At 71.6% G+C, this 9,210-nt stretch carries 10 protein-coding genes and 1 pseudogene; 4 read left to right on the plus strand and 7 right to left on the minus strand.

Annotated features, from left to right (window positions below; genetic code table 11):
• From mshC to ABD844_RS48070, 5 genes are all read right to left on the minus strand, one after another.
• Positions 1 to 1,099: cysteine--1-D-myo-inosityl 2-amino-2-deoxy-alpha-D-glucopyranoside ligase (gene mshC, locus ABD844_RS48050; protein ID WP_344895140.1), on the minus strand; the 1,099-nt coding region annotated here is incomplete at its 3' end.
• A gap of 10 nt (positions 1,100 to 1,109) precedes the next feature.
• The gene (locus ABD844_RS48055; protein ID WP_344895143.1) at positions 1,110 to 1,760 is read right to left on the minus strand and encodes an NRDE family protein; all 651 of its coding nucleotides are present in this window, start codon (positions 1,758 to 1,760) and stop codon (positions 1,110 to 1,112) included.
• 32 nt (positions 1,761 to 1,792) lie between these two features.
• Positions 1,793 to 2,557: an SCO1664 family protein gene (locus ABD844_RS48060; RefSeq protein WP_344895146.1), complete on the minus strand. Its 765-nt coding sequence runs from the start codon at positions 2,555 to 2,557 to the stop codon at positions 1,793 to 1,795.
• Positions 2,554 to 3,102, minus strand: a complete 549-nt coding sequence (locus ABD844_RS48065; RefSeq protein ID WP_344895149.1) for a DUF3090 domain-containing protein — start codon at positions 3,100 to 3,102, stop codon at positions 2,554 to 2,556. The genes ABD844_RS48060 and ABD844_RS48065 overlap by 4 nt, the downstream gene beginning before the upstream one ends.
• A gap of 9 nt (positions 3,103 to 3,111) precedes the next feature.
• Positions 3,112 to 3,798, minus strand: a complete 687-nt coding sequence (locus tag ABD844_RS48070; RefSeq protein ID WP_344895152.1) for a histidine phosphatase family protein — start codon at positions 3,796 to 3,798, stop codon at positions 3,112 to 3,114.
• A 64-nt stretch (positions 3,799 to 3,862) separates the two neighbouring features.
• Here ABD844_RS48070 and ABD844_RS48075 point away from each other — a divergent pair, with 64 nt between their 5' ends.
• A complete protein-coding gene (locus tag ABD844_RS48075; protein ID WP_344895156.1) occupies positions 3,863 to 4,810 on the plus strand; it encodes an aldo/keto reductase in 948 nt (315 codons plus the stop codon).
• A 247-nt stretch (positions 4,811 to 5,057) separates the two neighbouring features.
• On the plus strand, positions 5,058 to 5,903 hold the full coding sequence (locus ABD844_RS48080; RefSeq protein WP_344895159.1) for a hypothetical protein: 846 nt from the start codon (positions 5,058 to 5,060) through the stop codon (positions 5,901 to 5,903).
• 59 nt (positions 5,904 to 5,962) lie between these two features.
• Here ABD844_RS48080 and fabI read toward each other — a convergent pair whose 3' ends face one another.
• Positions 5,963 to 6,727: an enoyl-ACP reductase FabI gene (fabI, locus tag ABD844_RS48085; RefSeq protein ID WP_344895162.1), complete on the minus strand. Its 765-nt coding sequence runs from the start codon at positions 6,725 to 6,727 to the stop codon at positions 5,963 to 5,965.
• A 2-nt stretch (positions 6,728 to 6,729) separates the two neighbouring features.
• A complete protein-coding gene (locus ABD844_RS48090; RefSeq protein ID WP_344895165.1) occupies positions 6,730 to 7,425 on the minus strand; it encodes a beta-ketoacyl-ACP reductase in 696 nt (231 codons plus the stop codon).
• A 77-nt stretch (positions 7,426 to 7,502) separates the two neighbouring features.
• On the opposite strand from ABD844_RS48090, the gene ABD844_RS48095 reads away from it, so the two are divergent.
• Positions 7,503 to 8,996 (plus strand): TldD/PmbA family protein, encoded by a 1,494-nt coding sequence (locus ABD844_RS48095; protein WP_344895168.1) that lies wholly within the window; start codon positions 7,503 to 7,505, stop codon positions 8,994 to 8,996.
• A pseudogene (locus tag ABD844_RS48100) lies at positions 8,993 to 9,210 on the plus strand (TldD/PmbA family protein); the annotation flags it as partial. The gene ABD844_RS48095 and the pseudogene ABD844_RS48100, both read left to right, overlap by 4 nt.

Consider the following 9,210-nt stretch of genomic DNA (forward strand, 5'->3'; position numbering starts at 1 on the left):
GGCCGACGACCTCGACTCGCCGGGCGCGTACGGTCGCCAGCAGCCCATCGGCCCGCGGCCCGGCGGGCAGGGCGACGGCCGAGCGCCACAGCGCCAGCCTGCGCTCGGCCGCGACCATCATCTCGGGCGTGTATTCCCAGTCGGCCCGGTAGTGGTGGGCCAGCAGCACCAGCCGGATCGCCATCGGGTCGCGCTCCTGGCGCAGCTTGGAGACGAAGACCAGGTTGCCCTTGGACTTCGACATCTTCTCGCCGTCGAGCGCCACCATCCCGGCGTGCGTGTAGAACTTGGCGAACGGCCACTCGCCGGTCGCGGCGTGCCCCTCGGAGGCGCCGCACTCGTGGTGCGGGAAGATCAGGTCGGAGCCGCCGCCGGCCACGTCGTAGCCGGGGCCCAGGTTGCCGAGGGCGATCGCGGTGCACTCGATGTGCCAGCCGGGCCGGCCGCGGCCCAACCCCGACTCCCACGAGGGCTCGCCCGGCCGCTCGGCCCGCCACAGCAGCCAGTCGAGCGGGTGGCGCTTGCCCGGCCGGTCGGGGTCGCCGCCGCGCTCGGCGAACAGGGCCAGCATCTCCCGCTCGTCGTAGCCGGACACCTGACCGAACTTGGGGGCGTCGGCCACGCTGAAGTAGACGTCGCCGTCGAGGTCGTACGTCACGCCCTTGGCCGACAGCTTGCCGATCAGGTCGGCCACCTCGCCGATGACCTCGGTGACGCCGACGTATTCGCGGGGCGGCAGGATCCGCAGCGCCTCCATGTCGCCGCGGAACAGCTCGATCTCCCGCTCGGCCAGGTCGTGCCAGTCGACGCCGGTCTGCGCGGCCCGTTCGAGCAGCGGGTCGTCCACGTCGGTGGCGTTCTGGGTGTAGTGGACCTGGTGGCCCGCGTCGCGCCACATCCGGCCCACGAGGTCGAAGGCGTGGTAGGTGTTGGCGTGGCCGAGGTGGGTGGCGTCGTAGGGGGTGATGCCGCAGACGTACATCCTGGCGGTCGGGCCGGGATCGGTCTGCCTCACCTGCCTGGCCGACGTGTCGTAGAGACTCAGCGGAATGCTCTCACCCGGGAGCTGTGGAACGTTCTGGGCAGACCACGATCTCATGCCTTTGAGCCTATCCGTCCCGGTCGGCGGTCAGGTCGGTGAAGTCGTACGTCACGCCGTCCTGGGCGATCGCGACCTCCATCACCGACAGGGAGGCGAAGACCCGTCCGTCGGAGGTCTCGTGCCGGACGATGAGCGCGCCGGGGTCGGACGACGGACCGGCCTGGATCAGGTCGCCCCAGCGGGAGGCGGCGCGGAAGCGCGGCAGGTAGGCGGCGACCCGCTCGTCCTCGGGGTCGAGGCCGGAGTTGACGACCATGCTGGTGCCCTCGGGCAGACCGGACTCGGTCACACGCTCGCCGTCCCAGCTCAGCAGCCGCACCCGCGCGAGGTCGGCCAGCACGAGGTGGAACGGGTCGTAGCGGCTCAGGTCGGCGCCCGGCAGCTCCCCCGTATGCGCCGCCCGCAGCGCCAGGTCGCCCCGCGAGACCCGGGTCGTCTCCTCCGCCGCCCGGCCGTGACCGTTGAGCAGCGCGGCGGCGCGGCGGGCCGCCGGGTTGACGGCCAGCCAGGTGCCGCCCGCCTTGAGGTCGCGCCCGCCGATCACTCCCGGGTATTCCGGCCAGTGCTCCCCCGGCCCCTCCCAGGGCCGGTCGGTGAACTCGTCTCTCACGCCCATGAGCGTCAGCGGCCGCCCGGTTCTCACGATCAGCGTGCACATGAGCACAGGGTATTAGACGGGTTTGGGGTATTTCAGATGGGGGGCCAGGGTATAGCCGGCCAGCCCTCCGACGGGTACGGATGCACCCCGGTGTCCAGCAGCCGCCGCACCCGCTGCCACGTGGCCTCCACCTCGGCCAGCGTGAGCAGCTCGCGCAGCCGCCGCCCGAGCGAGCCCGCCTCGATGTCGCGCTCGAGCTTGGCCAGCACCGCCACCGCCTCGCGGGCCAGCGGCTTGCCGCGCCACTGCCACAGGACCGTGCGCAGTTTGTCCTCGGCGGAGAAGCAGACCCCGTGGTCGACCCCGTACACGTGGCCGGTGGGCAGCGGCAGCAGGTGCCCGCCCTTGCGGTCGGCGTTGTTGATCACCGCGTCGAAGACGGCCATCCGGCGTACGACCGGGTTGCGGCTCTTGACCAGCCGCATGAGGTCGATCTCGCGCTCGGTGTCGATCCAGAGCTGGACCATGCCCGGTCCGAAGGGGCCGTCACGGTAGACCGTGGGCGGCACGACGCGCCAGCCGGTCGCCTGCGAGACCTCGAAGGCGGCGACCTCGCGGGCGGCGAGGGTGCCGTCGGGGAAGTCCCACAGCGGGCGCTCGCCGCGTACGGGCTTGTAGACGCAGGCCGCCGAGCGGGAGCCCAGCTTGACCGAGCAGTAGAGCGTCATGTTGGTCGCCTCGACGAGCCGGCCCGCGACCTCCAGGCTGCCGTCGCGCAGCAGCGTGAGCGCCTCGTCGTCATGCATGGAAGGCGGTGGGGCGGGCTGGACGGCCGGTTCGCTCTCCGGAGCGGTCATGAAGCCGCCTCACCCCCGCGGTAGCCGTTGAGACGTACGCAGACGTGTCCGGTGGCGTCGAGCGGCTGCCCGCACAGGGGGCACGGCGGCCGGCCCGCCGCGACGATCTGGAGTGCGCGCTGGGTGAAGGCGCGGGCGGCTCCCGCGCTGATGCGCACGCGCAGCACCGCCGGGTCGGGCGTCTCGAGGTCGTCTTCTTCCACGACCTCCTGCGCCTCTATCACCACCTGCGATTTCTCGGCGTCCCAGGTGAGCGCCATGGTGCCGACGCGGAAGTCCTCCGCGACCGGCGAGTCGAGCGGCCCGTCGTCGGCCAGGTCGGCCGGGGCGAGTGCGGGCACGTGAGCGGTGCCCCCACTGAGCCGCAGCACCTCGTCGAGCAGCTCGTCGAGCCTGCCCGCGAGCGCCGCGACCTGCAATTTCTCCAGCGCCACCGTGGTCAGTCTGCCCTCGGCCCTGGCCTGCAGAAAAAAGACCCGCGCGCCCGGCTGCCCCAAGGCACCGGCGACGAACCTCTCTGGTGGGTCGTAGTCGAAGACCGGCATAGCCTGACCTTACGTGGTTCCGGGTCCACCGCCGACGGCGGCATCGCTCCCGGTGATGTTTTCTCCCCCGTCTTTTTCCTCCGAATCCTCGGGTAGCCGCAATTGCCCCATATCGTTAACCTTGAGAACAAAGGGACGCAAGGGGGCATAGCGAATGACGGTGAGGGCCGCAGGATCGGCTGTTATCCGCTGAAACTGATCAAGATGGAGCCCCAGAGCGTCCGCGACGATCGCCTTGATCACGTCGCCGTGGCTGCAAACCAGGTAGACAGCCTTCTCTCCGAGGTGACGATTCCACTCCCTGACCGCCGCGACCGCGCGGTGCTGCATCTCCGGCAGCGACTCCCCTCCCGGGAACGTCACCGCGCTCGGATGCGCCTGCACCACCCGCCACAGCGGCTCCTTGGCCAGCTCGGCCAGCGGCCGGCCGGTCCACTCGCCGTAGCCGCACTCGATGAACCGGTCGTCGGTCCGCACCTCGACCCCGCGTCCTTCCGCGACTGATTGGGCCGTTTCCCGGCAGCGCTCCAGCGGACTGGAGACAATGGCGTCGAGCTTGACGCCCGCGACGCGCTCGGCGAGCGCGACGGCCTGCGCCCTGCCCGCCTCGCTCAGGTGCACCCCCGGAGTACGTCCGGCCAGCACCGGCCCGGTGAGGTCCGTCAGCCCGTGCCGGGCCAGAAGCAACGTGGTCATCCCGCAAGTGTCGCAGGCGTCGATCACAACGTTTCAACGACCTGGACGGTAACCTGGCGGGATCATGGAGCAGCGCTATGTCGGCCACAGCGGCCTGTCGGTGTCCCGGCTGGGGCTCGGCACGATGACCTGGGGCCGTGACACCGACGCGGACGAGGCCGCCGCCCAGCTCCGCACGTTCCTCGACGCGGGCGGCAACCTCGTCGACACGGCCGACGTCTACACCGGCGGCGACTCCGAGCGGCTGCTGGGCCGGATGCTGCGCGACTCGGTGCCGCGCTCGGAGCTGGTGATCTCCACCAAGGCGGTGGTGACGCCGACCGGCCGCCGTCCCCGCGACGCCTCCCGGCGCCACCTGATCGCCGCGGTCGACGACTCGCTCAACCGGCTCGGGCTCGACTACGTCGACCTGTGGCAACTGCACACGTACGACGACGCGGTGCCCCTGGAGGAGACCCTGGCCGCGCTCGACGCGATCGTCTCCTCCGGCCGCGCGGTCTACGCGGGCGTGTGCGACTACGCCGGCTGGCAGCTCGCCGCCGCCGCCGTCTCCCAGCGGATGGTCCCGGGCCGCATCCCGATCACCGCGGCCCAGGCCGAATACTCGCTGCTGGCCCGCGAGCCCGAGCGCGAGCTGCTGCCCGCCGCCGCCCACCTCGGGGTGGGCGTGCTGGCCTGGTCGCCGCTCGGGCGCGGGGTGCTGACCGGCAAATACCGCACCGGCGTCCCGGCCGACTCCCGCGCGGCGACCCCGCACTTCGCCGACTTCGTCCGTCCCTACCTCGACGAGCGCAGCCGCCGGGTCGTCGAGTCCGTCATGACCGCCGCCGACGGGCTCGGCGTCTCGCCGCTGGCCGTGGCCCTGTCGTGGGTGCGCGACCAGCCGGGGGTCGCCTCGGCGATCGTCGGAGCCCGTACGCATGCGCAGCTCAAGGGCGTTCTCCCCGCGGAGGACGTGGTGCTGCCGATAGAGATCCGAGAGGCCCTCGATGACGTGTCGTCACTCGACTGACGCGCCCTGCACCCCCCGGGCCGACACGGCCGGCCGCCCCGTCGACGGCCCGTGTGGCTCCCCCGGCGCGGAGTGCCACCACTCGCGTGCGCCGGACCTCCGCGCGCGCGGAGGCGCCGACGGGGAACCAGAGACAGTCTCGCGTATCACTACTCGATACCGAATCGCAACTTTACCCAGGAAACGCCTGCGTCTGACGGTCGCTGTCCATCAGGATTTCCTCCGTAAGCGACGCAGGAGGGGACGGATGGGGAGCAGGGCCGCGATCTCGGCCGGAGTTCTCGCGGTGGCGCTGGCGGCCGTCCCCGTGGCGGCGCCTGCCGCCTCGGCCGCCGTACAGGACTGCACGCGCGAAGGGGGCCTGCTCGCCGGGGTGACCAACACCCTGTGCAACGTCGTGCAGGCCGTCACCGGCACCGTCGACACCCTGACCGGGGGCACCGCCGACAAGGTCACCGACGGGGTCGACAAGACCACCGACGAGGTGCTGAGCCGCGTCGGGGAGGCGGCGCCGACCACGAGGTCCACCCCCACGGAACGCCCCACCCCCTCGGCCACCGAGTCCACCCCCGAGCCGGACAGTTCGGGGTTGATGCCCGAGCCGCTCGGCGCGGTGTGCGTGCCGGTGCTGGCCTGCGAGGGTGACGTCGTCGGCACGATGACGCCGCGCCCCACGCCCTCGCCGTCGCCCTCGGCCGGGCGCACACAGGGCACGCGCGACGGGGGGGCGTCGGCGTCCGCCTCGGCGATGCCGCGCGCCACCCGCCCGGAGAGCCGGCAGCCGCAGACCGCCGACACGGGCCGGCCGGTGCAGGAGAAGGAGACGGCGCGGGCCGAGGAGCCGCGGGTCGACCTGCTGTGGCCCAACCCGTTCGCGCACGAGCTGGCCGTGCCGATGCAGAACCAGCAGGTCGTGCGGCCCAGCCCGCCGGCCTCCGACGTGCTCGGCACGGCGCTCACGATCGCGCTGCTGGGCTCGGCGGTGCTGGCCACGCGGATCGTGCAGCAGCGGCGGCACCGGGCCGAGCCCGCCGAGACGATCCCGTTCGAGCCCGCCCGCACGGCGGGCAACGGTCGCCACCGGCTCGCCTGACCCCGCCCCCCGGCCCCGGCGGGCGGGGCCGGGGAGGCGGTTTCCCGTGGAGAGGGCGGCTATCCGCCGATGGCGTGGACGCCGCCGTCGACGTGGACGATCTCACCCGTCGTCGCCGGGAACCAGTCGGACATCAGCGCCACGCACGCCTTGGCCGCCGGGATCGTGTCGGACAGGTCCCAGCCCAGCGGCGCCTTCTCCGGCCAGCTGTCCTCGAACTCCTTGAAGCCCGGGATCGACTTGGCGGCCATCGTCCGCAGCGGCCCGGCCGCCACCAGGTTGACCCGGATGTTCTGCTTGCCCAGGTCGCGCGCCAGGTAGCGGTTGCAGGACTCGAGGCCCGCCTTGGCCACGCCCATCCAGTCGTAGACCGGCCACGCCTTGGTGGCGTCGAAGTCGATGCCGACCACCGCGCCGCCCTCCTTCATGAGGGGCAGGCAGGCCACGGCCAGCGACTTGAACGAGTAGGTCGACACCTGCATCGCCGTGGCGACGTCGTCCCACGGGGTGTTGAGGAAGTTGCCCCCCAGCGCCGACTGCGGCGCGAAGGCGATCGAGTGGACCACCCCGTCGAGGCCGTCGACGTGCTCGCCGACCCGGGCCGCGAGCGTGTCGAGGTGCTCGGTGTTCTGGACGTCGAGCTCCAGCACCGGTGCGGGCGCGGGCAGGCGCTTGGCGATGCGCTCGACCAGGCTCAGCCGCCCGAACCCGGTCAGCACGACCGTCGCGCCCTCCTCCTGGGCGAGCTTGGCCACCGAGAACGCGATCGAGGCGTCGGTCAGGACGCCCGTCACGAGGATCCGCTTGCCTTCGAGAATGCCCATCGTCAGTGCCCCATTCCGAGTCCGCCGTCGACCGGGATCACGGCCCCGGTGATGTAGGAGGCGTCGTCGCCGGCCAGGAAGCGTACGACGCGAGCCACCTCCTCGGGTGCCGCCTGCCGCCCGAGGGGGATGTTGGCCACGATCGCCTCCTGGTCGAGGCCGGCGGTCATGTCGGTGGCGACGAAGCCGGGCGACACGACGTTGACCGTGATGTTGCGCGAGCCGTATTCGCGCGCCATGGACCGGGCGAAGCCGATCAGACCGGCCTTGGAGGCGGCGTAGTTGGTCTGCCCGGCCTGTCCGCTCAGGCCGATGACGGAGGAGATGAAGATGACCCGGCCGCGCTTGAGCCGCATCATGGGCCTGATGGCCCGCTTGGCCACCCGGTAGGCGCCGGTGAGGTTGGCGTCGATGACGTCGGTGAAGGTCTCCTCCTTCATCATCGCCAGCAGGGTGTCCTTGGTGATGCCGGCGTTGGAGACCAGGACCTCGACCGGGCCGTGCTCGGCCTCCACCTTGTCGAAGGCGGCCTCGACGTCGGCGGTGCTGGTGACGTCGCAGCGCACGCCGAACAGGCCCTCGGGAGGCTCCCCCGATCGGTAGGTGACCGCGACGGCGTCGCCCGTCGCGGCGAGTTCACGGGCGATCGCGAGGCCTATGCCGCGATTGCCCCCGGTGACGAGTACTGAGCGTGCCATGACACCTGACGCTATCCCCTACCGGCGGGTATCCGCTTGTCCGGGGGGCACAAGATCACAGGGTTAGGATCGTTGACATGCGCCAGATCGATCCCGATTTCCTGGAGCTGCCCCTGCGGCAGCTCGCGGACGCCGCCTTGCAACGCGCTCGCGACCTCGGCGCCGAGCACGCCGACTTCCGGCTCGAACGCGTCAGGGCCGAGACCCTGAGCCTCTACGACGCCCGCCTCGAGGGCGCCATGGACGCCGACGACCTGGGCTACGCCGTGCGTGTCGTCAAGGGCGGCACGTGGGGCTTCGCGGCCGGCATCCACCTGACCCCCGAGGCCGCCGCCGTGGTGGCCGAGCAGGCGGTGCGGGTGGCCGAGGTGAGCGCCCCGATCAACCGGGAGCCCATCGAGCTGGCTCCCGAGCCGGTGCACGCCGAGGCGGTGTGGGTGTCGGCCTACGACGTCGACCCGTTCGAGGTGGCCTCGGCCGACAAGGTGACCCTGCTCGCCGACTGGTCGGCCGGGCTGCTGAAGGGCGCCGACCACGTCTCGGCCCGGCTGCTGCAGGTCAAGGAGCAGAAGTTCTACGCCGACACGGCCGGCACGGTGACCACGCAGCAGCGGGTGCGGGTACACCCGAAGCTCAACGCGATGAAGGCGACCGCAGGCGGCTTCGACGACATGTCGACGATCGCGCCGCCGGTCGGCCGCGGCTACGAATACCTGACCGGCACCGGCTGGGACTGGCAGGACGAGCTGTCCAGGCTGCCTGAGCTGCTGGCGGAGAAGCTGGCCGCGCCGTCGGTCGAGGCGGGTGACTACGACCTGGTGATCGACCCGTCCAACCTGTGGCTGACGATCCACGAGTCGATCGGCCACGCCACCGAGCTGGACCGGGCGCTGGGCTACGAGGCGGCGTACGCGGGCACCAGCTTCGCCACCTTCGACCAGCTCGGCGAGCTGGTCTACGGCTCGCCGCTGATGAACGTGACCGGCGACAGGACCGTCACCCACGGCCTGGCCACGATCGGCTACGACGACGAGGGCGTGCGGGGGCAGAGCTTCGACATCGTCAAGGACGGCGTCCTCGTGGGCTACCAGCTCGACCGCAGGATGGCGCTGATGAAGGGCTTCGGGCGCTCGAACGGGTGCGCGTTCGCCGACTCCCCCGGCCACATGCCGATCCAGCGCATGGCGAACGTCTCGCTGGCCGCGGCCCCCGGCGGCCCTTCGACCGACGAGCTGATCGCCGGGGTCGAGCGGGGCATCTACATCGTCGGCGACAAGAGCTGGTCGATCGACATGCAGCGCTACAACTTCCAGTTCACGGGGCAGCGGGCCTACAAGATCTCGCACGGCAGGCTCGACGGGCAGCTCAGAGACTTCGCCTACCAGGCCACGACCACGGACTTCTGGCAGTCGATGGACGCGGTCGGCGGGCCTGAGACGTACGTGCTCGGCGGCGCCTTCAACTGCGGCAAGGGGCAGCCGGGGCAGGTCGCGCCGGTCAGCCACGGGTGCCCGTCGGCGCTGTTCAGGGGCGTACGGATCCTCAACACGGTGCAGGAGGGCGGAAAGTGACGCCTCAGGAGATGGTGGAGAGGGCGCTCGCGCTCTCCGCGAACGACGACTGTGTGGTGCTGGTGGACGAGGGGTCCACCGCCAACCTGCGCTTCGCGGGCAACACGCTGACCACGAACGGGGTCGCCCGCTCGTCCAGGCTGACCGTGATCTCGATCGCGGGGCAGGGCGTGGGGGTGGTGTCGCGCTCGGCCGTACGCGACGAGCAGCTCGC

Origin of the sequence: Nonomuraea antimicrobica, from assembly GCF_039536965.1 — a bacterium.
In the GTDB taxonomy this organism is placed as follows: domain Bacteria; phylum Actinomycetota; class Actinomycetes; order Streptosporangiales; family Streptosporangiaceae; genus Nonomuraea; species Nonomuraea antimicrobica.

Coding starts and splice junctions, on each gene's coding strand:
- ABD844_RS48055 (WP_344895143.1), bottom strand. CDS start 1,760: ATGTGCACGCTGATCGTGAGAACCGGGCGGCCGCTGACGCTCATGGGC.
- ABD844_RS48060 (WP_344895146.1), bottom strand. CDS start 2,557: ATGACCGCTCCGGAGAGCGAACCGGCCGTCCAGCCCGCCCCACCGCCT.
- ABD844_RS48065 (WP_344895149.1), bottom strand. CDS start 3,102: ATGCCGGTCTTCGACTACGACCCACCAGAGAGGTTCGTCGCCGGTGCC.
- ABD844_RS48070 (WP_344895152.1), bottom strand. CDS start 3,798: ATGACCACGTTGCTTCTGGCCCGGCACGGGCTGACGGACCTCACCGGG.
- ABD844_RS48075 (WP_344895156.1), top strand. CDS start 3,863: ATGGAGCAGCGCTATGTCGGCCACAGCGGCCTGTCGGTGTCCCGGCTG.
- ABD844_RS48080 (WP_344895159.1), top strand. CDS start 5,058: ATGGGGAGCAGGGCCGCGATCTCGGCCGGAGTTCTCGCGGTGGCGCTG.
- fabI (WP_344895162.1), bottom strand. CDS start 6,727: ATGGGCATTCTCGAAGGCAAGCGGATCCTCGTGACGGGCGTCCTGACC.
- ABD844_RS48090 (WP_344895165.1), bottom strand. CDS start 7,425: ATGGCACGCTCAGTACTCGTCACCGGGGGCAATCGCGGCATAGGCCTC.
- ABD844_RS48095 (WP_344895168.1), top strand. CDS start 7,503: ATGCGCCAGATCGATCCCGATTTCCTGGAGCTGCCCCTGCGGCAGCTC.